Here is a 19,809-nt window from a genome sequence, read left to right as displayed (position 1 = left end):
ATGCTCGAGCTCGATCTGTCTGCCGACATCCAGGCCCTCCGTTCCACCTTCTCCGACATCCAGGCGGTGGTGGACGTCGACGCGCTCAAAGCCGAGATCGCCCGCCTCAGCGAGGAGGCCGGCGCACCAGACCTCTGGGATGACGTCGAGAAGGCGCAGAAGGTCACCAGCGCCCTCAGCCACCGGCAGTCGGAGTTCAAGCGCATCAGCGAGATCGAGCAGCGGCTGGATGACCTCGAGGTGCTGGTCGAGCTTGCGATCGAGATGGACGACGAGGACTCCGCCGACGAGGCCCGCAAAGAGCTCGCCGAGCTCGAGGATGTCATCGGCCAGCTCGAGGTGCAGACGCTGCTGGACGGCGAGTTCGACGATCGCTCCGCGGTCGTCACGATCCGCTCCGGCGCCGGTGGCGACGACGCGACCGACTTCGCCGAGATGCTGCTGCGCATGTACCTGCGGTGGGCCGAGCGTCACAAGTACTCCGTCAAGGTCATGGACACCTCCTACGCCGAAGGTGCCGGAATCAAGTCCGCGACCTTCGAGGTCGACGCCCCCTACGCGTACGGCACGCTCTCGGTCGAGGCCGGCACCCACCGCCTCGCCCGCATCAGCCCGTTCGGGTCGGCCGACAAGCGCCAGACCAGCTTCGCCGCCGTCGAGGTGATCCCGGTGATGGAGGAGGCCGTCGAGGTCGACATTCCCGAGGGGGATCTGCGCGTCGACGTTTTCCGCTCGTCGGGTCCCGGCGGCCAGTCGGTCAACACCACCGACTCCGCCGTCCGCCTCACCCACCTGCCGACCGGCATCGTGGTGTCGATGCAGAACGAGAAGTCGCAGATCCAGAACCGCGCCGCCGCCATGCGGGTGCTGCAGACGCGACTGCTGCTGCTCAAGCGCGAGGAGGAGGCGGCGAAGAAGAAGGAACTGGCCGGCGTCATCACCGCCAGCTGGGGCGATCAGATGCGGTCGTACTTCCTCTACGGACAGCAGCTCGTGAAGGATCTTCGCACCGGGCACGAGGTCGGCAACCCCGCGACCGTGTTCGACGGCGACCTCGACGGCTTCATCGCCGCAGGCATCCGGTGGCGCAAGCGCAAGGACGACGACTGAATCGTCCGCCGCGCGCGGATGCCGGGCCGTCGGGTGTCGCAGATCGCCCTCACGCCTGATCCGCTTAGGCTTGCTGAGCCATGATCCGGTTCGAAAACGTCACGAAGCGCTTCCGCGGCACCGCCAACCCGGCCCTGAACCAGGTCGACTTCGAGGTGCTGCGCGGTGAATTCGTGTTCCTCGTCGGTGCGTCCGGCTCGGGCAAGTCCTCGTGCCTGCGCCTCATCCTGCGTGAGGAGACACCCTCCGAGGGGCGAGTCGTGGTCCTCGGTCGTGACCTCCGCAACCTGTCCAACCGCAAGGTCCCGTACTTCCGCCGCCACATCGGCGCGGTGTTCCAGGACTTCCGGCTGCTGCCGAACAAGACGGTGTTCCAGAACGTCGCGTTCACTCTCCAGGTCATCGGCTCGTCCCGCGGGTTCATCCGTCAGGCAGTGCCCGAAGTGCTTTCGCTCGTCGGTCTCGACAACAAGGAGCGCCGTTTTCCGCACGAGCTCTCGGGCGGTGAGCAGCAGCGCGTCGCGATCGCCCGCGCCCTGGTCAATCGTCCGCAGGTCCTTCTCGCGGACGAGCCCACGGGAAACCTCGATCCCGCGACATCGGTCGACATCATGCAGCTGCTCGCCCGCATCAACGCCGGTGGGACGACGGTCGTGATGGCAACCCACGAGAAAGGCTTCGTCGACCAGATGCAGCGCCGGGTCATCGAGCTGCGCGGCGGCGAGCTCATCCGCGACGAGAGGCACGGCGGCTACGGCGACACGTCGAGCCTGCCGAGCCTCGCTCCGCCGCCCGAGCGCGGTGCCGCCGCCGTCGCGGCACTGACGGCGGTGCTCGAGGTTCAGCGCGAGGTCGCCCTGGCTGCCGCAGCCGCGGCCGCCCCCGCCGAGAGCACGCCGGAGCGTGACGCGGGAACCGACACCGCGAACGCCGAGATCCGACCGGCGGATGCCGCCGCACAGGCCGCGCCCGATCCCGAGCCCGCCGCGTCGGCAGACTCCGCCGTCGGACCGGCGAAGGCCCCCACGCAGCCCATCCCGATCGCGGACATCGCCGAGGTCGAGGTCTCGGAGCTGGGTCTGGCGGATCGCCTCGGGCTCGGCGGCTCGGAGCCCGAGAACGAAGTCGGACCGACGACGTGAGGGTCGGACTGATCCTCGGCGAGGCGTTCACCGGCCTTCGCCGCAACGCCTCGATGGTCATCTCGGTCGTGCTGGTGACATTCGTCTCTCTGACCTTCGTCGGCGCCGCCATCCTCATGCAGATGCAGATCGGCACCATGCGCGATTACTGGGTCGATCGCGCCCAGGTGGCGGTGTTCATGTGCACCGAGATCTCGCAAGAGCCCACCTGCACCGAGGGTGCGGCGACGCCGGAGCAGCTCACCGAGGTGCAGGCCAAGCTCGACGGACCGGCGTTGGCGCCTCTCATCCGCGACGTGCGCTTCGAAGACCAGGACGAGGCGTACCAGAACGTCATCGATCTGCTGGGGGAGGAGTACGCCAGCGTCATCACCCCCGAACAGCTCCCCGAGACGTTCTGGATCAACCTGGTCGATCAACGGCAGTCCGACGTTCTCATCGAGGCCTTCAGCGGGACTCAGGGCATCGAGGGCGTCGAGGATCAGCTGCAGTATCTCGAGCCGCTCTTCTCGGCCCTCACCGTCGCCACCTACATCGCGGTCGGAATCGCCGTCCTGATGCTGATCGCCGCCGTCCTGCTGATCGCGACGACCATCCGGCTCTCGGCGTACGCCCGAAGGCGCGAGCTCGGCATCATGAGGCTGGTCGGGGCGTCCAACCGCTTCATCCAGACACCGTTCATCCTCGAAGGGGTGTTCGCGGCGCTCCTCGGGTCGGTGTTGGCCAGCGGGGCCGTCATCGCCGGCATCCATTTCGGTGTCGACGGCTATCTGCGACGTCGCGTCGACTTCGTCACGACGTGGGTCGGGATCGACGACGCGTGGCTGGTGATACCGGTGCTCTTCGGCATCGGTGCGCTCCTGGCAGCGCTGTCGGCGGGCTTCGCGATCCGTCGCTGGCTGCGTGCCTGATCGTTCGCGGTTAGACTGACAGGCTGCCGTGCGCCCGCATGGCACATCAGCCACGCGCGCAGGCGCCATCGAGGAGACGACATGCCCAGGGAACGCGGTGAGAAGGTCATCGCGACCAACCGTCGCGCGCGACACGAGTACACCATCGAGAAGACCTACGAGGCGGGACTCGTCCTCACCGGCACCGAGGTGAAGTCGCTGCGGCAGGGGCGCGCGAATCTGAGCGACGGCTACGCGTACATCGACGGCGGCGAGGCCTTCCTCGACGCCGTGCACATCCCCGAGTACTCGCAGGGGCACTGGACCAACCACTCCACCAAGCGCGTCCGGAAGCTGCTGCTGCACAAGGACGAGATCATCAAGCTCAGCCACGCCATCTCGGCGGGCGGCTACACGCTGATCCCGCTGAAGCTGTACTTCTCGGATGGTCGCGCGAAGATCGAGATCGCCGTGGCCAAGGGCAAGGCGGAGTACGACAAGCGCCAGACGCTGCGCGAGCGGCAGGACAAGCGCGAAGCCGAGCGGGCGATGCGCAGCCGCAATCGGCTGGGCGATTGACAGAGCGGATGCCGCGGCATCCGGTCCGCCGATCCGGCGACGTCAGCGCGCGCTGAACCGTGCTTCCACGGCGGCGGTGACGCTCAGGTCCTGCGGCTGGAACTGCAGGCCGCCCCCGCCCCCTGCGGGCGCGCCGTCGAACGCCATGCGGGCCATCATGGCGCCACTCTGCTTCGTCGCCGCGTCGGGGTTGCTCAGCAAGCCGACGTCCGCGATCTCGAGCGGTGCGACGTCCATCCGTCCCAACGCACGGGCATAGGCGGTGGCGCGCTCCACGGCGACCGAGACGGCCGCCGTGGCCACTTCCTGTTCGACCCGCGCACGCGTCTCGGGCGTGAGCTGCCAGTCGACATGGCTGATCTGCACGCCGTCGCGCTCGGCGGCATCGCCCGCCCACATCGACATGGCGGTGACGTCGGTGAACGTCGCCGTCATCTCGACAGTGGCGTGATGAACGGGGGCAAGGCGCTTGCCCTCGGGGTGCCAGGGGCGCTCCGCCCACACCGAGACCCGCTGGCTCGACCACTCGGAGAGCTCGCCGGCGGCCTGTCGGGCGGCGAGGTCTTCGCGGACCGGGGTGCTGAGTGCGGCGATGCGCTCGACGACCGTGCTGCGGTCGCGTCCCTCCACCGTGACGCTCAGGTGCACGACGGCCCGTTCTGGGGGCAGCGAGGTCTCGTGCTCACCGCGAACCGTGATGACGACGTCGTTCATACTCGCGATCGTACGCGTCGGGCCAGGGATGACGACGAGGGAATTTCCATTCCCGTGCATCCAAACCCGGCCACCCCCCGGAATACCCATCCGACGGGCGACGCAGGGTCGCTCGAATCTGGAGGAACATCATGCGAAAGACCATCACGGGCGTGGTCGTCGGCGCCGTCGCCGCTCTCGGCCTGATCACCCCGGCCTACGCCATCTCGGACACCACCGCCGACCTCTCGGTCCTGCACGGCATTCCCGACACCCCCGTCGACGTCTACGTGAACGGCGAGCTCACGCTCGACGACTTCCAGCCCGGCGACCTGGCCGGTCCTCTGGACCTCGCCGCGGGCGACTACGAAGTCGTCTTGACCGCCCCCGACGCCGCAGACGCCAGCGAGCCGGTCCTCGGCCCCATCTCGGTGACCCTCGAGGCGAACACCAGCTACACCGCCGTGGCGCACCTCAACGAAGCCGGTGAGCCGACCGTCACCCCCTTCGTCAACGACATCTCCGAGACCGCCGCCGGCGAGGGTCGCCTCACGGTCCGCCACACCGCGGCCGCACCCGCCGTCGACGTGCTCGCCGGAGGCGACGCCGTGATCGAGGGTCTCGCGAACCCGGATGAGGCGAGCCTCGACCTCGCCGCCGGCACCATCGAGGCCTCGGTCGCCGCGGCCGGCACGACCGACCCGGTCATCGGACCGGCACCGGTCGAGGTCCAGGAGGGTGTGCTCACGATCGTCTACGCGTGGGGCAGCCTCGAGGACGACAATCTCGACATCGCCGTGCAGACCATCGACGGCCTGCACTCCGCCCCGGAGGGCGTGAACTCCGGCACCGGCGGCCAGCTGGCCGAGCGTGACGCGATGATGCAGGCGATGGTGCTGGTCGGCGGGTTCGCCCTGCTGGCTGCCGCCGCCACCACCGGCGTCGTCGTGGCCCGCGCTCGCGCGAACCGCTGAGGCATCACATGTCGGCGAGGACGATCACCCTGGCGGCCACCGCCGGGCTGATCGTCCTCGCCCTGTCCGGGTGCGGTGGTCAGCCCGTGGCCGCACCCGAGACCGCGGAGCGGACCCCCTCAGCGAGTCCGACGACACCTCGACCTACTCCTGGGGTCGAGGTTCCTGTCGCGGCGGCGACCCCAGCGCCGCCGCGGCAGTCCGTGCCTCCGGTGCGGCTGACCCTCGACGCGATCGCCGTGGACATCCCCGTCACCCCCGTCGGGGTGGAGGAGGGAGGCTTCATGGAGCTGAACGAGGATCCCGCGGTGGGTGGGTGGTATCGCTTCGGCGCGGATCCCACGAGCGACGACGGGAACATCGTCATCTCTGCACATGTCGACGCGCCCGACTATCCCATCGGACCGCTGAGCCGACTGCGGGAGCTCTCGGGCGGCGAGACGGTCACCGTCGTCGACGATGCGGGGACGACGCACCGGTACACGATCGACTCCGTCACGTACTACCCGAAGGAAGAACTTCCGGTCAATGAGGTGTTCGCGCGCTCCGGTACCGACAAACTGGTCATCATCACCTGCGGGGGAGAGTTCGACAGCTCGACCGGCCGCTACGCCGACAACGTCGTCGCCGTCGCCTCTCCCGAAGGCCGCCGGTGATGACCGACGTGATGATCAGAGGAGAGTCTCGCGTGGATGAACCGGACGAAGCGGCTCTCGCCGACCGCTTCCGCCAAGGCGATGAACGCGCGCTGGCCGATGTGTACCGGCGCTGGTCGCCCCTGATCTTCACTCTGGCGCTGCGGTCGCTGGGTGACCGGGGTGACGCTGAGGACGTGACGCAGAAGGTGTTCGTGTCCGCCTGGACGTCCCGCGCGTCCTACGATCCGGCGAAGGCCAAGCTCTCGACCTGGCTCGTTGCGATCGCCCGCCGCCGCATCGCCGACACCCACGAGGCGCGGGCGAAGGTGCGGGCGCTGCAGGAGGAGCTCGTGCGGGTCTCGGGCACCGACGAGCTGGTCCACTCGGATGTGGACCTCGCGGATCGGCTGCTGATGGCCGACGAGGTGGAGCGCCTCGAGCCCGACGCACGGGACGTCGTGCGCCTGGCGTTCTACGACGATCTGACACATCAGCAGATATCGGACCGTCTCGGGATGCCGCTGGGTACGGTGAAGAGTCATATCCGAAGAAGTCTGTCCAGATTGCGCAGCCGATTGGAGGTGAGCCATGTCGCACCTTGACCCCGAGCAGATCGCTCTGATCGCCCTCGGTGAGCCCGCGAGCGACGATGACACGGCGCACCTCGCCGCGTGCGCCGACTGCTCGCTCGAGCTGGCGGAGCTGCGCCGCACAGTGCTCGTCGGAAAGTCCACCCTGGGCATGGGCGGGCTGGAGACGCCCCCCGATCGCGTCTGGGATCGCATCGTCGCCGAAATCGACGAGGCCGGCGTTCCCGTGGCCGCTGTCGACAGCGCGCCTGTTGCGGACACCGATCGATCGGACGACGGTGCCGACACGAAGCGGGACGCATCCCCGCGCCGCACGCTCTCGAAGATGCTGTTCACCCTGGCCGCCAGCGCCGCCGTGATTCTCGCGGTCGTCGGCACCTGGGCCCTCGTGCGTCCTGCCGAGGTCGTCGAGGTGGCGTCCGCAAGCCTGCTCGCCTTCCCGGACCACCCCGGCGCGGAAGGCTCGGCAGTCGTCGTCGAGGGTGAGGACGGCGAGAAGATGGTGCGCGTCGAGCTCGACGACGACGAGCCGACGGACGGCTTCCGAGAAGTCTGGCTCATCACGGCCGACGCGACGGCGATCGTCAGTCTCGGCATCCTCGAGGGGTCCGAGGGCGAGTTCGCCGTTCCGGAGGACGTCGATCTTCGCGACTACGTGCTGGTCGACATCTCACAGGAGCCGCAGGATGGCGACCCGACGCATTCGGGCGATTCCATCGTGCGGGGAGAGCTGGACTTCGCCTGAGCGGGAATGGCGAGCCGGCGGCATCCGTTGTAGTCTGGTGTGCTCGGATGCTTCGGCGTCCGGACTTGGCAATTCCACAGTGTGACAGCGGCCCTTCAGCAGAAGGAACACCTCGCGAGAGGTTCACGGGGATGATCGGTTTCGACATTGCCTGCCTATCTGCGTGAAGCGGGCCGAGGATGCGGGGTTATCTCGTTAACGCCCCCTGCAAACCAATAACTGCCGAAAAGAAGCAGTCTGACTTCGCCCTCGCTGCGTAAGCGAGGCCGATAGTCCGTCAGTCCGTGTGTGATCCCGACACGGGTCCTGGCGTCATCTAGGGATCTTGCTGCGCGGTGGCGTCTGGACGCCGCGCGGGACTCTTCCCAGGCTGGGCTCGTCGACTCAGGTGTCTGTGACAAGGGTCGGGGCCGAGCAGAACGTCTGCACAGACTGCGCCCGGAGAAACCGCAGAGATTCAGCAATGGACGGGGGTTCGATTCCCCCCATCTCCACCAATCCGCTGTCACTTGAATGGGCTCGAGAGCCGCGGAATCACGCGGTTCTCGAGCCCATCCTTTTGGTCATGGTTGGTCATGCCAAGCTGCATCGCCCACAAATCGCCCACGAATTTTCGGCGCATAAGCGTGGGAAACTGCGTCTGGATGCCGTGCAATGACGGTTCTCGATGGCGATGTTCGCGCGCGCTGCTCACGAGTGGAGCGACTAACTGGCCCAGAGGCGGCCGACATCCGCGTTCACGCCGCCCTGATTCATCCGTTCCGCGACGTCGGCGAGGTCGTCGTCGAACAGATCGGCGTACGTGTCGAGAGTCATCGAGGCCGACTTGTGCCCCAGCATCCGCTGGACCGCCTTCACGTTGGCTCCGGATGAGATCGCAAGGCTGGCGGCCGTGTGGCGCAGATCATGGGGCGTCAGACGCTCGATGTCAGCAATGCTCAGGGCGGTCGTGAACCATGAGTTCATTCCTTGCTGGGTTTTCGCACGCCGCAGGTGCTTGCCCTCCAAGTCGGTGAAGACGAGATCGTGGGCTCGCTTGCCACTGCACAGTCGTTTGAGAGGCTGCTCGAGAAACGCAGGAAACGGCACGAGCCGACGTTCCCAGTTCTTGGGCGTACCGAGCACGATCTTGCCGTTGACCTCGACTGCCGCTCGCTGTACCTGGATGCGGTGCCTCGGAAAGATGATGTCGCTGACGTGCATTCCGATCGCCTCGCTCCATCGGACTCCGCAGTAGGCGAGAACAAGGATGAGGGTCTTGTGTGTGTCGTTGTTAGTCGCTTCGGCGAGGCGCACGACCTCGGCGTGTGTGAGGTAGCGACGCGGCTTCTGCGATTGCTTGGGAGGCAGATTCTGCGCGCCTCTGGCGACATTCCGGGGGATTCTGCCGTCGCGGACGGCCGTGTCGAGGATGCCGGCCAGCACGCCCAGCGCGCGATAGACGACGCTCGCGGATCGCGGATTGGCACCAGCCTTCTCACTTTTCGTGCGCTTCGTTGTCGCGGTGCCCTCGGACAGCTCGCGGATCCACTGCTCGACGTGGGACGCGCGGATGTCGCCGATACGGACGTCGCCCCAACGCGGCAGGACGTAGACCCGCCAGGAGGTATCCAACGAGCTGAACGATGACGCCTTGAGCGCGTGCTTCTTGTTCCGTAGCCAATCGACGCCAAGCGCCCCCACGGTGATGCGAGCTTCACCCGGGTCGGTGTACGAACCATTGGATCTCGAGACGGCGGTGTGTGCGAGATAGAGCTCGGCCTCCTTCTTGGTGCGAAAGCCCTTCTTCTCAACCTGCTTCTGCTGATCGTCGCGCCAACGCACGCGATAGCGTCTGCCGGATCCGATCTCGTAGGCAGTGATGCTTCCCATGGGTCACCTCGCGGCAAGGGTAGCCCGGACCGGATCGCCTTCGCCCGATGTGGTGACGCTTCGGGCGCGTCCTGTGGATAACTGTCGGCAACTGCACATAGGTGACGTTCTGCTTCGTCGGGCGGTCCGCACTCAACCTCCCTCGAGAGAAGTTCGTGCATGGCGGCCATCGTGCTTCGGGCACTGATGGCGGACAACGAATACATCGAGCATGGAACCGTCCCATGGACGGATCGTCTTGCGCTACACGGAGCTCCACGCGGCTCTTTCCCGCTGTCAGACGTGTATGGTCACTGGATGCTGTATAGTCAGTCAATGCTGACCTTGTCTTCGCGCGTCGATGTGATGAATCGGTTGGGCCGGGCGATGGCCGATCCCACCCGGTCGCGGATCCTGCTCTCGCTCCTTGACCAGCCCGGCTACCCGGCGCAGATGGCACGCGACCTCGATCTGACCCGGACGAATGTGTCCAACCATCTCTCCTGCCTGCGCGGCTGCGGCATTGTCGTTGCGACTCCGGAGGGGCGGCAGACCCGGTACGAGATCGCCGACCCGCACCTCACCCAAGCGATCGGCGCGCTTGTGCAGGTTGTGCTTGCGGTCGACGACGGTACGGGATGCGTGGATCCTGACTGTGCCCTCCCGTTGTGCTGCGGGGCGGGGGCCGTGGCGTGAGCGTCGCGACCGACCCGGTCCGTGTCGGCATCCTACGTCGGCGGATCCGTTGGATCGTGGGGTTCACGATCACCTACAACGTCATCGAGGGCATCATTGCGCTGATCGCCGGTGGAGCCGCCTCTTCCGCCGCGCTGATCGGATTCGGGCTCGATTCGTTCGTGGAAGTGCTCTCTGCGGCGGCCATCGCCTGGCAGTTCGCCGCCCCCGACCCCGAGACTCGCGAGAAGCCGGCGCTGCGAATCATCGCCGTGTCCTTCTTCGCCCTGGCTGCGTACGTGAGCGTCGATGCACTGCTGTCGCTGACCGGCCTTAGGGAGCCGGAGCACAGCCCGGTGGGGATCGCGTTGGCCGCGATCAGCCTGGTGATCATGCCTGTCGTGAGCTGGCTGGAGAGGCTCGCGGGGCGGGAACTCGGCTCGGCCTCAGCGGTGGCTGATTCGAAGCAAACCCTGATCTGTGCCTACCTGTCGGCGGCGCTCCTGGTCGGCCTGCTGCTGAACAGCCTGTTCGGCTGGGCGTGGGCGGACTCCTTTGCCGCCCTGTTCATCGCCGGGTTCGCCGTAAAGGAAGGACTCGAAGCGTGGCGCGGCGACGCCTGCACCGTCCCGATCGCCGCCCTCACTGGTGAACTCGAAATCGACGACCACCACCACGACCATGACGGTCACCACGAGCACGCGTAGCGTGGAATCGTGCGATTGACCTCCCTACGCAACACCGGCGTACAGGCCGCCCTTGCCGCGGCGCTGCTGTTCGGTGCGGGTACCCCGATCGCGAAGCTGCTGCTCGTCGACGTGAGCCCCTGGATGCTCGCCGGCCTGCTCTACCTCGGCTCCGGGATCGGCCTGGGTGTGTACCGGCTGATCCGCCGGGCACCCCGGGTGCGTTTGGAGCGCCGGGAGCTGCTGCCTCTGGCCGGGGCGGTGTTTTTTGGCGGGGTGGTCGGCCCGGTGCTGTTGATGTTCGGACTGGTCGGGATGCCGGCATCCGGCGCCTCTCTTCTGCTGAACGCGGAGGGGGTAGCGACTGCGCTGCTGGCGTGGTTCGTGTTCAAGGAGAACTTCGACCGTCGCATCGCCCTCGGTATGGCCGCGATCGTCGCCGGGGCGGTCGTGCTCTCTTGGCCCGGCCAGGCCGACTTCGCCGGCATCCTCCCGTCAGTGGCGATCCTCGGCGCGTGCCTCGCCTGGGGGATCGACAACAACCTCACCCGGAAGGTCGCCCTTCACGACGCGACCTGGCTCGCCGCTGTCAAGGGACTCACCGCGGGACCGGTCAACCTCACACTCGCCTTCCTGCTCGGCGCATCACTTCCGCCGCTGCTGAACGTCGGGGCGGCGATGGTGACGGGGTTGTTCGCGTACGGGATCAGTTTGGTGCTGTTCATCGTCGCCCTCCGCCATATCGGCACCGCCCGCGCTGGCGCGTACTTCTCGATCGCCCCGTTCTTCGGCGCCGTCCTGGCGATCGCGATGGGGGATCCGATCACGATCCCGCTGATCATTGCCGGAGCGCTCATGGTGCTCGGGGTCTGGCTGCATCTGACCGAGCGGCACGAACACCCACACACCCACGAGCCCCTCGAGCACGACCACTGGCACACCCACCCCGACGAGCATCACGACCACGACCACGCCGAGCCGGTCTCAGCCGGCATCCGCCACCGGCATCCACACCCCCACGTTGAGCTCACCCACGCGCACGAGCATTACCCGGACAGCCACCACCGGCACTCGCACCCGACGACATAGCGTTTCGGTCGGGAGCAGGTCCGCGCGTTCGCCTGGCGAGTGGTCAGTCGGCCGTGCGTCGGTCGTTGTGCAGCCGTAGCGCGATCCATAGGCCGCAGCGCCGACACACGTATCCGGCGGTGCCGTTCAACGCGTGGACTCTGCGTCGGGGCAGAGTTCGCCCGCAGCAGGAACACTGGACCGCCGCGTCAGTGTCCATTGGCGGCGATCGCTTCGATGAGCTGTTCGGTCGTAGGGAGTCCAGCCAGCCCGGTGGGCGTCATATATACCCGGCAGGCGAGGTCCGCGGTGCGCCCGCCGCTGGGGAACAGGTCCTGGCCGTCGATCGTGATGGTGGGCGAACCCGCGAAGGGAACCCGGGCGGCGTCCTCGGACGTGCGGAGCAGTCGGTAGGCGATGGTCGTCTCACCGAACCCGGTCGCATCCAGGGCTTCGCGGAGGCGGTTCCCGGTTTCGCCCCAACTGGGGCAGTCCTCGATGTGGAGTACCTCGATGTTCATTCCCTCATCCTCCGCCAGCGCCTTGCAATGCCAAAGCGATCAGTTGCGATCAGCCAGATTACCCTAGGGGGGTATAGTATCGAGATATGAACGGGTACGCAGCGAATAAGGACGACCTCCTGAAGCGGCTGAGCCGCGCGGAGGGTCAGGTGCGTGGTATCGCGCGGATGGTCGAGAACGACAAGTACTGCATCGACATCCTCACGCAGGTCTCCGCCGCAACCAGCGCACTGGAGACGGTCGCCCTCTCCCTGCTGGCCGATCATCTGTCGCACTGCGTGGCGGAAGCGACCGCTGAGGGCGGCGCCGTCGCTGCGGAGAAGATCCGTGAAGCGAACGAGGCGATCGCCCGCCTGGTCCGTTCCTGACCACACCCCCCGACCGAGAGGACACCATCATGACCGCGAACGAGCGCACCGACCTGGGCCTGACCGATTCCGCCGCCGGATGCAGCTGCTGCTCCACCGCGTCCGCCACCGACACGCAGGTTGCCGTATCGACGACCACACAGGATGTTCTGGTGGACGGGATGACCTGCTCGCACTGCGTGATGAGCGTCACTGAGGAGATCACCGCGATCGACGGGGTCGAGAACGTATCGGTCGATCTGAACGCGGGCGGCTCCTCGCGTGTGACCATTCACAGCGCCGCACCGATCGATGCTGAACGCGTGCGCGCCGCGGTGGAGGAGGCCGGGTACGCCCTCGCCGGCAGCCCGTCATGAGCACCCTCGATGTGGAGCTCGAGATCTCCGGGATGACCTGCGCGTCATGCGCGACGCGGATCGAACGCAAGCTGAACAAGCTCCCCGGGGTTGAGGCGACGGTCAATTACGCGACCGAGAAAGCCCGTGTCCGCGCCGACGGTGTCGAGGCGGCGGAGCTGATCGCGGCGGTCGAATCCGCCGGGTATTCCGCGGCGGTACCGGCACCTGTCGCGCCCGAGCCGACATCGACCGACACTCCTGCGGAAGATCCCGAGCTGGTGTCGCTGCGTCGCCGGCTACTTATCAGCACCGCGTTGGCGGTACCGGTCGCGCTGATGTCGATGATCCCGCTGCTGCAGTTCACGTACTGGCAGTGGCTGGCCTTGACGCTGACCGCGCCGGTGGCGGTGTGGGGGGCGTGGCCGTTCCACCGTGCGGCGTTCGTGAACGCCCGCCACGGGGCGGCGACGATGGACACGCTGATCAGCGTCGGGGTGATCGCCGCGTTCGGCTGGTCGCTGTATGCGCTGTTCTTCGGCATGGCCGGGATGCCCGGGATGCACATGACCTTCACCCTGTTCGGCAGCCCCGAGGCGGGCAGCGGCGAGATCTACCTCGAAGTCGCCGCCCTGGTGACGGTGTTCATCCTCGCCGGCCGGTACGCGGAGGCCCGTGCCAAGAAGTCCTCCACCGAAGCGCTCCGCGCACTCCTGCACCTGGGCGCGAAGAATGCCACGCGCCTGGTCGGCGGCGTGGAACAACTGGTCCCCGTCTCCCAGCTGATCGTCGGCGACCGGGTGCTCGTGCGCCCCGGGGAGAAGATCCCCTCCGACGGCCTGGTGGTCGATGGGGCCTCCGCGATTGACGCGAGCATGCTCACCGGCGAATCCGTCCCGGTCGAGGTGACCACCGGGTCCCGCGTCGTCGGCGCGACCGTGAACGTCGGCGGACGACTGATCGTGGAGATCACCCGGATCGGCGCCGACACCGAACTGGCACGGATGCAACGGCTGATGGATGAAGCCCAGACCGGCAAAGCCAAGGTGCAACGCCTCGCCGACCGCGTCTCCGGGGTGTTCGTCCCGATCGTGATTGTCCTGGCGATCGTGGCGTTCGCAGGGTGGCTGCTGGTCGGCGGATCACTCGAGGTCGCGTTCACCGCCGCGGTCGCGACCCTGATCATCGCCTGCCCCTGCGCGCTCGGCCTTGCGACACCGACCGCGTTGCTGGTCGGCACCGGCCGCGGCTCGCAGCTGGGGATCCTGATCCGCGGACCGCAGGTGCTGGAACAGACCCGCCAGGTCGACACCATCGTGCTGGACAAGACCGGCACCATCACCCACGGCACCATGACCGTCACCACCGTCTCACCCGCCCCCGGCGTCACCGCCGAGGATCTCCTGACCACTGCGGCGGCGGCCGAGTGGGGCTCCGAGCACCCGGTCGCCCGCGCCATCGTGACCGCCGCCGGCGACACCCCGCCGCTGGCTGAAGCGTTCGCCTCCCATGCAGGGTTCGGTGTGCAGGCGATCGTCGACGGCGCGCTCGTGGTCGCCGGCCGGCCGCTGTGGGTTGAGGATCAGTGGAGCGTGCACCCTCCGATCACCCACCGCACAGAGGCAGAGGCTCTGGAAGCGGCCGGGGCCACGGTGATCGCGGTCGCCCGCGACGGCGAGTTCCTCGGCACCATCGCCGTCTCGGACACGGTCAAGCCGACCAGCGCCGAAGCGATCGCACGCTTCCGCGCCCTCGGCCTGTCGCCGGTTTTGCTCACTGGCGACAATGCCGGCGCCGCGCAGCACATCGCCGCCCAGGTCGGCATCGACGAGATCCGCGCCGGGGTCACCCCGGCCGGGAAGCTCGAGGTGATCCGTCAGCTGCAAGCCGCCGGCCGGGTCGTCGCCATGGTCGGCGACGGCGTCAACGACGCCGCAGCCCTGGCCGCAGCGGACCTCGGTGTCGCCATGGGCGGCGGCACGGACGCGGCGATCGCCGCCTCCGATGTCACGATCGCCTCCGGCGACCTGCTTGTCGTGGTCGACGCGATCCGGCTGTCCCGCCGCACCCTGGGCACCATCAAGGGCAACCTGTTCTGGGCGTTCGCGTACAACATCGCCGCGATCCCGATCGCAATGCTCGGCCTACTCAACCCGCTAGTTGCTGCGGCCGCCATGGCGCTGTCCTCCGTGTTCGTGGTCACCAACAGCCTCCGCCTGCGCAGCTTCCGCCCCCACCCCGCGCCCGCTGTTGCGGCGCCCGCGCCGGCCGACCGGACGGTGCAGCCGGCCTGAGCCGGTCTACCCTGGACACGAAGGAGGTGACATGTCGATGATCGCTCTGGCGCAGCGTCTGCGTCCCGGCCCGCGCGGGCTGGGTCGCTCGGTCCTGCTGCTCATCGCTGTCACTGCCGCGATCATCGTCGGGCTGCTCGCGATGCACTCCCTGAACAGTCACACCGAGACCGCCGCACCCGCAGCCGCGGCGCCGATGCACGAGCACGGCACCCCCAACCCAGGCGTTGTCGACCACGGCACCACCCAGCCAGCGACCGACGGGGACTGCGCGGATTGTGGCGGGCACGCCAGCATGCTGGCGATGGCTTGCGTCCTCGCGCTCCTGATCGTCTCGCTGCTGCTGTTCCTCCCGCGCGTGGGCATCTCCTGGGGGTCCGCGCTGCGCGCCGGCCCGGCCCTGACCGCCCGTGCCGCTGTCCTTACTCGACCACCGTCTCTTCTGGTTCTCTGCATCAGTCGTACCTGAGCAGCGCTGTCAGCCGACCCGTTTGCGGGTGGGCACAGCATTCGCGCGCCCGGGCACCGGCTCGTGCGCCTCATATACGACTGAGGAGATACCTGATGAACAACCGTGCCGCGGCAACTGCCACGATCACCCTGACCGCCCTGCTCGCCCTCGCCGGCTGCGCCAGCACCACCAGCAGTGGCGGGATGGACAACATGCCCGGAATGGGCTCATCGGCATCCGCATCCCCGGCCGCCGACGTGAACAACGCCGACATGCAGTTCACGATGATGATGATCCCGCACCACGAACAAGCCGTCGAGATGGCTGACATGATCCTCGCCAAGGACGGCATCGACGAACGCGTGATCACCCTCGCCGAGCAGATTAAGGCAGCCCAGGGCCCCGAGATTGAGCTGATGGAGTCCTGGCTCGACGAGTGGGGCACCCCGATGGGGGACATGGACGGCATGGACCACGGGGGGATGATGTCCGACACCGACATGCAAGCCCTCGAGGATGCCACCGGTGCCGAGGCCTCCCGCCTGTTCCTGGAGCAGATGATCGTCCACCACGAGGGTGCGATCGAGATGGCCCAAGACGAGGTCGATAACGGGCAGAACCCCGATGTGGTCACCCTTGCCGAGAACATCATCGCCTCCCAGACCACCGAGATCGCCACCATGGAGGACATCCTCGCGACCCTCTGACCGGCAGGGGCCGGCCGCACCCGACGGCCGGCCCGCTGTCTCCGGAGAACGCCACTATGACTACACACGCCCGTACCCTCGCCGCCGCCACCCTCGCCGCGACGCTTACCCTGACCGCCACTGCCTGCACGGCGTCCCCTGACAGCGATGCCTCGCCCGCCCTCATCCCGCATGTCCACGATGTCGCGTTCGATCTGGACGGGGCGCTGCTGGTCGGCGCGCACACCGGTGTCTATCTGGTCGACCTCACCAGCGATGAGGTCTCCCTCGTCGGTAAGACCACATTCGATGCGATGGGACTCACCGTTCAGGGGGATACGATCCTCGCGTCCGGTCACCCGGACCCGGCCAACCAGGACCACACGTTCACAGCCCCCAACGTGGGACTGGTGCGCTACAGCGAGGCCGGCTGGGAGCAGGTGTCGTTGGCAGGCGTCACCGACTTTCATATGCTCGCCGCCACCCCCGCCGCACCAGAGATCCTCCTCGGGCTCCCCTCGGACCGGCCCGTCCTGGCGGAGAGTACCGATGCCGGGCAGACCTGGGCGGATCTTGTCCCACTGACCGCCCGTGACATCAGCATCGACACCACTCAGGCCGACATCGTCACCGCCACCACCCCAGACGGGCTGATGGTCAGCCGCGACGGCGGCACCACCTTCTCGCCTGTGCCGAACGGCCCCGCCCTGCTGGTCATCACGGCCGATCCGACGGTGGAGGAAGGGATCATCGGCGTCGATACCGACGGCACTATCTGGACCGGGGCGACAACGCCCGACGCGGTGTGGAAGACCGCCGGGCACGCCACCGGCACCGCGTCCGCGATCGCCGTCAGCTGGGAGGGGATCGTCGCGATCGCCGACGACGGTGGAGTCCGCGTAACGTCCGATGCCGGGAACACCTGGCGAGTCGTCATCAGAACCGAGCCCACCTCATGAGCACGCCGCAGCGGCTTCACGGAGCAGGAGAACAGAAATGAACGGAACTACGCGCACCGTCGTCCTGGAAGTCGAGGGAGTCTCCTGGGCATCGTCGAAGTCGATCGTCGAATCGACGCTTCTCCGCCAGCCCGGGGTCACGGATGTCGAGGCGAACCCGGTCTCCCAGACCGCGAACGTCTCCTACGACCCGCAGCTCACCTCACAAGCACAGCTGCGGCAGTGGATCATCGACTGCGGCTACCACTGCGCCGGGCAGTCCGTCCCCGAGCACATCTGCGATCCCGCTCTCGACCCCGACCACGCACACGACGCAGGCGTGACGGTGGCGCCCACCCGACCTTCCACAGATGCGGACCCGGGTCACGGCGCCGACGCGGGCACGCCGATGCACGATCATGCGGTGGCCCCTGCTGAGCCTTCGGGGCACGATGCCCACAGCGGGCATGGGGAGGGGATGCCTGCTCGTACAAGCCAGGATGCGATGGGGCACGGCGGGAGCCATGCGGGGATGTCGATGGCGGCGATGACCCGCGATATGCGCAACCGGTTCATCGTCGCCGCTGTCCTGTCGCTGCCGATCATCCTGTGGTCACCGATCGGCCGCGAAGTGCTCGGCTTCACCGTTCCGGCACCATTCGGGCTTCGCGACGACTGGTTCTCGCTGATCCTCTCCCTTCCAGTGATCTTCTACTCCGCCTGGATCTTCTTCGACGGCGCCTGGCGTGCCCTTCGGGCTCGCACCCTGGACATGATGGTGCTGGTCGCCGTCGGGGTCGGCACCGGCTGGCTCTACAGCGTCGTGGTCACCCTCACCGGGGGCGGGGAAGTGTTCTACGAGGCCGCCACGGTGCTGGCCAGCTTCGTGCTGCTCGGCCACTGGGTGGAGATGCGCGCCCGCGGCGGCGCGAACGACGCCATCCGCACCCTCCTCGAGCTCGCCCCGCCCCGCGCGGTCGTCCTACGAAACGGGGAAGAGCTCGAGGTGCCCACCTCCGATGTCATCCCCGGGGACCTCATGCTGGTCCGGCCCGGCGCGAAGATCCCCACAGACGGGACCGTGGAGGAGGGCGCGTCGGAGATCGACGAATCCATGGTCACCGGCGAAAGCCTCCCAGTCGTCAAGACCGCCGGATCGACGGTGATCGGCGCCACCGTCAACACCACCGGCACCCTGCGGGTGCGGGCCACTAAGGTCGGTGCCGACACCGCGTTGGCCCAGATCGTCGCGCTCGTTCAGGAGGCGCAGAACTCCAAAGCCCCCGGGCAGCGGCTCGCGGATCGCGCAGCCTTCTGGCTGGTGCTGGTCGCCCTGATTGGCGGCACTGTCACTTTCCTGGTCTGGTGGCTGATCGGCGCCCCGGTGCCCACCGCGATCCTGTTCGCCATCACCGTGGTGGTGATCACTTGCCCCGACGCGCTGGGCCTGGCCACACCGACCGCAATCATGGTCGGCACCGGCCTCGGCGCCAAACGCGGCGTGCTGTTCAAGAACGCCGGAGCGATCGAGTCCGCCGCGCACATAGACACAGTCGTCCTGGACAAGACCGGCACCCTCACTAAGGGCGAACCCGAAGTGACCGACTACCTCCCCATCGGGATGAACGACATCGAACTGCTCTCCCTTGCCGCCGCCGCCGAGCGCGAGTCCGAGCACCCGCTCGCCAAAGCCGTCGTCGCCTACGCCGACGCCCGCAACATTCCCCGTCGCACAGCCAGCTCATTCCGCAACGTCACCGGCCTCGGTGCCGTTGCAACGGTCGATGGCCGCCGCGTGGTGATGGGCAACGCCCGACTAATGGCCGACGAAGGAATCGACATCAGCTCCATCGCCGCCGCCCAGAACGAACTCGCCGCCACCGGACGCACCGCCATCGCATTCGCCGTCGACGGCAAAGCCGCCGGCGTGATCGCCCTCGCCGACGCGCCACGCGAGACCGCCGCCGCAGCGATCACCGCACTGCACGAATCCGGCATCGAGGTGGTGATGCTCACCGGCGATAACGAACCCACGGCCAAACGCATTGCCGCGCTGCTGGGCATCGACACCGTCATCGCCGAAGTGCTCCCCGAGGACAAGTCCGCCAAGATCGCCGAACTGCAACGCTCAGGCAAGAAGGTCGCCATGGTGGGCGACGGCGTCAACGACGCCCCCGCACTCGCACAAGCCGCCCTCGGCATCGCGATCGGAGCCGGCACCGACGTCGCCATCGAAACCGCCGACGTCGTACTGATGCGCTCCGACCCGCTCGACGTGGCAACCGCGCTACGCATCGGCAAAGGCACCGTCCGCAAAATGCGCCAGAACCTCGGATGGGCCATCGGCTACAACGCCGTCGCACTACCCATCGCCGCAGGCGTGTTCTATCCGTCGCTGGGCATCATGCTCACACCCGAGATCGCCGCAATCACCATGTCCGGCTCGAGCGTCATCGTCGCCGTCAACGCACTCATGCTGAAGCGCCTCCGCCTCCCGGCCCCGGCCGCCCCGACGGAAAAACATTCCGGTCCGTCTCCCGTGCCCAGCGGCGACCGAGCGTGACGTACGCCTAGC

General features: G+C 67.6%; 21 protein-coding genes and 1 other RNA gene. 19 read left to right on the top strand and 3 right to left on the bottom strand.

Translation table 11 applies throughout. The features are described from left to right. The 4 genes from prfB to smpB all read left to right on the top strand — a co-directional run bounded on the left by prfB (position 1) and on the right by smpB (position 3,721). The gene (gene prfB / locus Q9S36_RS06805) at positions 1-1,110 is read left to right on the top strand and encodes a peptide chain release factor 2 (RefSeq protein WP_251450179.1); all 1,110 of its coding nucleotides are present in this window, start codon (positions 1-3) and stop codon (positions 1,108-1,110) included. Between the two features lie 80 nt (positions 1,111-1,190). Then, complete coding sequence (ftsE, locus tag Q9S36_RS06800; RefSeq protein ID WP_311284472.1) at positions 1,191-2,252, top strand: cell division ATP-binding protein FtsE; 1,062 nt, start codon at positions 1,191-1,193, stop codon at positions 2,250-2,252. Further along, a complete protein-coding gene (gene ftsX / locus Q9S36_RS06795) occupies positions 2,249-3,163 on the top strand; it encodes a permease-like cell division protein FtsX (protein WP_251450175.1) in 915 nt (304 codons plus the stop codon). Before ftsE ends, ftsX begins: the two co-directional genes overlap by 4 nt. Positions 3,164-3,244: 81 nt before the next feature. Continuing rightward, positions 3,245-3,721, top strand: coding sequence for an SsrA-binding protein SmpB (gene smpB / locus Q9S36_RS06790; protein WP_251450173.1), 477 nt, complete (start codon positions 3,245-3,247; stop codon positions 3,719-3,721). Positions 3,722-3,763: 42 nt separating this feature from the next. Here the strand turns inward: smpB and Q9S36_RS06785 are convergent, their stop codons facing one another. Next, positions 3,764-4,435 (bottom strand): SIMPL domain-containing protein, encoded by a 672-nt coding sequence (locus tag Q9S36_RS06785; protein ID WP_311284471.1) that lies wholly within the window; start codon positions 4,433-4,435, stop codon positions 3,764-3,766. Between the two features lie 131 nt (positions 4,436-4,566). Between Q9S36_RS06785 and Q9S36_RS06780 the strand changes: the two genes are divergently transcribed. The 5 genes from Q9S36_RS06780 to ssrA all read left to right on the top strand — a co-directional run bounded on the left by Q9S36_RS06780 (position 4,567) and on the right by ssrA (position 7,858). Beyond that, a complete protein-coding gene (locus Q9S36_RS06780; protein WP_251450168.1) occupies positions 4,567-5,388 on the top strand; it encodes a DUF4397 domain-containing protein in 822 nt (273 codons plus the stop codon). Between the two features lie 212 nt (positions 5,389-5,600). Then, positions 5,601-6,044 (top strand): class F sortase, encoded by a 444-nt coding sequence (locus tag Q9S36_RS06775; RefSeq protein ID WP_311284470.1) that lies wholly within the window; start codon positions 5,601-5,603, stop codon positions 6,042-6,044. Continuing rightward, the gene (locus Q9S36_RS06770; protein ID WP_251450163.1) at positions 6,044-6,628 is read left to right on the top strand and encodes an RNA polymerase sigma factor; all 585 of its coding nucleotides are present in this window, start codon (positions 6,044-6,046) and stop codon (positions 6,626-6,628) included. The genes Q9S36_RS06775 and Q9S36_RS06770 overlap by 1 nt, the downstream gene beginning before the upstream one ends. After that, positions 6,615-7,361 carry an anti-sigma factor gene (locus Q9S36_RS06765; RefSeq protein WP_311284469.1) on the top strand — a complete coding sequence of 249 codons (747 nt, stop codon included), beginning with the start codon at positions 6,615-6,617 and terminating at the stop codon, positions 7,359-7,361. Before Q9S36_RS06770 ends, Q9S36_RS06765 begins: the two co-directional genes overlap by 14 nt. 127 nt (positions 7,362-7,488) lie before the next feature. Then, positions 7,489-7,858, top strand: a transfer-messenger RNA (tmRNA) gene (ssrA, locus tag Q9S36_RS06760). Between the two features lie 208 nt (positions 7,859-8,066). On the opposite strand, the gene Q9S36_RS06755 is transcribed toward ssrA, so the two are convergent. Then, complete coding sequence (locus Q9S36_RS06755; protein ID WP_311284468.1) at positions 8,067-9,233, bottom strand: tyrosine-type recombinase/integrase; 1,167 nt, start codon at positions 9,231-9,233, stop codon at positions 8,067-8,069. 315 nt (positions 9,234-9,548) lie between these two features. Between Q9S36_RS06755 and Q9S36_RS06750 the strand changes: the two genes are divergently transcribed. Genes Q9S36_RS06750 through Q9S36_RS06740 form a run of 3 tightly spaced genes read left to right on the top strand, consistent with a single transcriptional unit; the run spans position 9,549 to position 11,662 of the window. After that, positions 9,549-9,908, top strand: coding sequence for a helix-turn-helix transcriptional regulator (locus Q9S36_RS06750; protein ID WP_194398091.1), 360 nt, complete (start codon positions 9,549-9,551; stop codon positions 9,906-9,908). Further along, a complete protein-coding gene (locus Q9S36_RS06745) occupies positions 9,905-10,594 on the top strand; it encodes a cation transporter (protein WP_194398092.1) in 690 nt (229 codons plus the stop codon). Before Q9S36_RS06750 ends, Q9S36_RS06745 begins: the two co-directional genes overlap by 4 nt. Before the next feature lie 9 nt (positions 10,595-10,603). Next, positions 10,604-11,662, top strand: coding sequence for an EamA family transporter (locus Q9S36_RS06740; protein ID WP_311284467.1), 1,059 nt, complete (start codon positions 10,604-10,606; stop codon positions 11,660-11,662). Between the two features lie 188 nt (positions 11,663-11,850). Here Q9S36_RS06740 and Q9S36_RS06735 read toward each other — a convergent pair whose 3' ends face one another. Continuing rightward, entirely contained in the window at positions 11,851-12,162 is a 312-nt protein-coding gene (locus Q9S36_RS06735) for a thioredoxin family protein (protein WP_194398093.1), read from the bottom strand. 86 nt (positions 12,163-12,248) lie between these two features. On the opposite strand from Q9S36_RS06735, the gene Q9S36_RS06730 reads away from it, so the two are divergent. From Q9S36_RS06730 to Q9S36_RS06700, 7 genes are all read left to right on the top strand, one after another. Then, positions 12,249-12,530, top strand: coding sequence for a metal-sensitive transcriptional regulator (locus Q9S36_RS06730; protein ID WP_194398094.1), 282 nt, complete (start codon positions 12,249-12,251; stop codon positions 12,528-12,530). 29 nt (positions 12,531-12,559) lie between these two features. Further along, positions 12,560-12,886, top strand: a complete 327-nt coding sequence (locus Q9S36_RS06725) for a heavy-metal-associated domain-containing protein (protein WP_194398095.1) — start codon at positions 12,560-12,562, stop codon at positions 12,884-12,886. After that, entirely contained in the window at positions 12,883-15,159 is a 2,277-nt protein-coding gene (locus tag Q9S36_RS06720; protein ID WP_194398096.1) for a cation-translocating P-type ATPase, read from the top strand. Before Q9S36_RS06725 ends, Q9S36_RS06720 begins: the two co-directional genes overlap by 4 nt. A 31-nt stretch (positions 15,160-15,190) precedes the next feature. Beyond that, a complete protein-coding gene (locus tag Q9S36_RS06715; protein WP_194398097.1) occupies positions 15,191-15,628 on the top strand; it encodes a DUF6153 family protein in 438 nt (145 codons plus the stop codon). A gap of 95 nt (positions 15,629-15,723) precedes the next feature. Further along, positions 15,724-16,317, top strand: coding sequence for a DUF305 domain-containing protein (locus Q9S36_RS06710; protein ID WP_194398098.1), 594 nt, complete (start codon positions 15,724-15,726; stop codon positions 16,315-16,317). A gap of 56 nt (positions 16,318-16,373) precedes the next feature. Then, positions 16,374-17,255: a hypothetical protein gene (locus Q9S36_RS06705; protein ID WP_194398099.1), complete on the top strand. Its 882-nt coding sequence runs from the start codon at positions 16,374-16,376 to the stop codon at positions 17,253-17,255. Between the two features lie 37 nt (positions 17,256-17,292). Further along, positions 17,293-19,797, top strand: coding sequence for a cation-translocating P-type ATPase (locus Q9S36_RS06700; RefSeq protein ID WP_194398100.1), 2,505 nt, complete (start codon positions 17,293-17,295; stop codon positions 19,795-19,797). Positions 19,798-19,809: the final 12 nt, after the last annotated feature.

The sequence above is a fragment of the Microbacterium sp. ARD31 genome (assembly GCF_031844425.1).
Note: the sequence above shows the minus strand (reverse complement) of the source record. Positions and strands in the feature narration are given on the sequence as shown.

What these genes read in the sequence shown, in the direction of transcription:
- Q9S36_RS06770 (WP_251450163.1), top strand. Translation starts at nt 6,044, where the DNA reads ATGACCGACGTGATGATCAGAGGAGAGTCTCGCGTGGATGAACCGGAC.
- Q9S36_RS06730 (WP_194398094.1), top strand. Translation starts at nt 12,249, where the DNA reads ATGAACGGGTACGCAGCGAATAAGGACGACCTCCTGAAGCGGCTGAGC.
- Q9S36_RS06705 (WP_194398099.1), top strand. Translation starts at nt 16,374, where the DNA reads ATGACTACACACGCCCGTACCCTCGCCGCCGCCACCCTCGCCGCGACG.
- Q9S36_RS06780 (WP_251450168.1), top strand. Translation starts at nt 4,567, where the DNA reads ATGCGAAAGACCATCACGGGCGTGGTCGTCGGCGCCGTCGCCGCTCTC.
- Q9S36_RS06765 (WP_311284469.1), top strand. Translation starts at nt 6,615, where the DNA reads ATGTCGCACCTTGACCCCGAGCAGATCGCTCTGATCGCCCTCGGTGAG.
- Q9S36_RS06785 (WP_311284471.1), bottom strand. Translation starts at nt 4,435, where the DNA reads ATGAACGACGTCGTCATCACGGTTCGCGGTGAGCACGAGACCTCGCTG.
- Q9S36_RS06715 (WP_194398097.1), top strand. Translation starts at nt 15,191, where the DNA reads ATGTCGATGATCGCTCTGGCGCAGCGTCTGCGTCCCGGCCCGCGCGGG.
- ftsE (WP_311284472.1), top strand. Translation starts at nt 1,191, where the DNA reads ATGATCCGGTTCGAAAACGTCACGAAGCGCTTCCGCGGCACCGCCAAC.
- Q9S36_RS06750 (WP_194398091.1), top strand. Translation starts at nt 9,549, where the DNA reads ATGCTGACCTTGTCTTCGCGCGTCGATGTGATGAATCGGTTGGGCCGG.
- Q9S36_RS06710 (WP_194398098.1), top strand. Translation starts at nt 15,724, where the DNA reads ATGAACAACCGTGCCGCGGCAACTGCCACGATCACCCTGACCGCCCTG.
- Q9S36_RS06720 (WP_194398096.1), top strand. Translation starts at nt 12,883, where the DNA reads ATGAGCACCCTCGATGTGGAGCTCGAGATCTCCGGGATGACCTGCGCG.
- prfB (WP_251450179.1), top strand. Translation starts at nt 1, where the DNA reads ATGCTCGAGCTCGATCTGTCTGCCGACATCCAGGCCCTCCGTTCCACC.
- Q9S36_RS06725 (WP_194398095.1), top strand. Translation starts at nt 12,560, where the DNA reads ATGACCGCGAACGAGCGCACCGACCTGGGCCTGACCGATTCCGCCGCC.
- Q9S36_RS06735 (WP_194398093.1), bottom strand. Translation starts at nt 12,162, where the DNA reads ATGAACATCGAGGTACTCCACATCGAGGACTGCCCCAGTTGGGGCGAA.
- Q9S36_RS06700 (WP_194398100.1), top strand. Translation starts at nt 17,293, where the DNA reads ATGAACGGAACTACGCGCACCGTCGTCCTGGAAGTCGAGGGAGTCTCC.
- Q9S36_RS06755 (WP_311284468.1), bottom strand. Translation starts at nt 9,233, where the DNA reads ATGGGAAGCATCACTGCCTACGAGATCGGATCCGGCAGACGCTATCGC.
- smpB (WP_251450173.1), top strand. Translation starts at nt 3,245, where the DNA reads ATGCCCAGGGAACGCGGTGAGAAGGTCATCGCGACCAACCGTCGCGCG.